Origin of the sequence: Robbsia andropogonis (assembly GCF_000970345.1) — a bacterium.
GTDB classification, from domain to species: domain Bacteria; phylum Pseudomonadota; class Gammaproteobacteria; order Burkholderiales; family Burkholderiaceae; genus Robbsia; species Robbsia andropogonis.
In genome coordinates this window covers 1-1,930 of record NZ_LAQU01000147.1, presented here as the reverse complement: position 1 = coordinate 1,930, position 1,930 = coordinate 1, and the positions used below count along the sequence as shown (strand labels likewise).

The 1,930-nt window shown below is 54.2% G+C and carries 2 protein-coding genes and 1 pseudogene; all 3 read right to left on the bottom strand.

Features of this window, described 5'->3' with window-relative positions:
* On the bottom strand, positions 1-1,533 hold a 1,533-nt coding region (locus WM40_RS26615; protein ID WP_046154578.1), incomplete at its 3' end, for an ATP-binding protein.
* A gap of 31 nt (positions 1,534-1,564) precedes the next feature.
* A complete protein-coding gene (locus WM40_RS32695; RefSeq protein WP_222102771.1) occupies positions 1,565-1,657 on the bottom strand; it encodes a helix-turn-helix domain-containing protein in 93 nt (30 codons plus the stop codon).
* 67 nt (positions 1,658-1,724) lie between these two features.
* Positions 1,725-1,930, bottom strand: a pseudogene (locus WM40_RS26610) (tyrosine-type recombinase/integrase); the annotation flags it as partial.

Below are 1,930 nucleotides of genomic sequence, written 5' to 3'. Positions count from 1 at the left end.
CCCGGTCTTCGAGACCATCAGACAGTTTTGCCGCTGAACGAGCTTGCGGCTCTCAATCGTCCGGTAGAAGTCAAAGTTGTGGGTAAGGATCAGCAGCTTGAAGCAGTTATCATCCGCCAGGTCGGAGAGGTACTGGACGATGGCGTACTTATTCTTGTAGTCGAACGAATCGGCGATGTCGTCCACGACCACCAGGGTCTCCTTGCCGCTCTGACGCCGCACCTCGATGTCGAAGAGCATGTTCAGCACATAGAAGGCCTTCTTCTCACCCGTACTGAGTGTTTTCAGGAGAGCGTCTCGATCGACAGGAGCCTCTTCGCCACCATCGGTGAAAACAAATCCGAGACGTGGAACCGCCTCCAGTCCAAGCGTCACTTGAATCTTATTCGCCACCTCCAACCGGAACGGCACCACAAAGCGTTCGTTGAAAATATTGATGACGTCGTGCCACAGCGATTTTTCTTGAGCTGCCTGTTCCTGGATCTTCTTGGTGCGGGCGGCCGCTAACTTAATCTTCTCAAGCAGCGTGATGTAAGACTCATAGTTAGCCTTGATATAAGACTTCCATAGCTTCTCCTTGAACGACGCCAGATTCGCTAGTTCGGGCAGCAGTTCCTCGTGCTCCTGCAGGTACGCCTCGAATTCGCGCAGTGTCACGTTTTTCTGGATCTGCTTCTCCAACGCCTCAAACTTCTTTCGAAGCTCAGCGTCGCCTGAGATCTTCTCTTTTTCCCGCTTAATCAGCTCTTCGAGCTGTACTTCAGAGGTGATCTCGACCCTTTCGTCTCCGTTGAGGCTAACGGTATGCTTTGCTTGGAAGAAACCATTTTCCTTAAGTTGCTTCGCTACGCTGGCTGCGTTGTAGTAGTTAAACGTGCCCTTCTTGAAGTACTTGGAGGCTGCGAGCAGTTCGTTATACTTTTTGACGTAGTCGTCGATAGCCGTCCTGAAGTCGTCGGTTTCAAGGAATGCCTGGACCCGCTCATCCATTACGACGTCGTAGGGGACGTCCGCGAACTGCGCACCCTCCTGCTCGACGAGTTCATCCTTGATGCGATTCAGCGCAACATCGAGCTGGCTGTCAGTCGCCGTGAAGGTTGCTGAGATTTCGCGGTCAACCTCCCGTTTTGTCTTTGCCTGTGCTTTAACGGCTTTGAGAAACGCGACCCTGGCACTGTTGATTTCAGCATGTAGCGCCTCGTACTCTTGGCGGAGTGCCTGATTCACCAGCAGCGTCGCAGTCTCCTCGCCTTGCCTAGACACCTCGTCGTAGGGCCGGAGCACCAGGATGCTGTTCCCAGCTAGGTCAGCTCGACTTTCGTCCTGAACAACCCGCTTGGTTACTCGGCCTGGGAAGACCCGATCCTTTGACACGGCGCCATCTGCGATATCTTGGAACGTGTTGGCCAACGAGCTTTTCATTGCTCCGTTCGGGGCATAGATCGCAACGGTAGACGATTTCGAATAATCCAGTGTGGCATTAAGTTCTCGAATGCCGTAGCAATGCGCAAGTTCCAGGCTAAGCTTCTTCACTGTGTTCCCTCCTTATGTATCTTTAACGGCACTATGCGGCGCGATCTGAACGTTGCGAAAGGAGCCGAAACAGCGTCGATCGGTGGATACCGAGCAGATCCGCGATTTGGCTAAAAGTGCCCAACGCCTATAAATGGAAAATCCCTGCGTAACCCATGCCAGACAAGGCCTTGGGGAGAACGAGCGGGTGGCTACGCGGACGACCGTCGTATGAAGATCCGCTGGATCTGCTGCGTGCGCTGCGATTCGTCATCGTCGAGATAGATGGAGGTCGTCGAGATCGATACGTGAAGCAGGTTATCGCGTACGGTCGTGAGCGTTGCCCCCCGGCCAGTGCGTGCGTCGCGTGCGAGTGTCTCATCCAGTGCGGCGTGGCCTGCCGCAGCTTGTCTGCGAG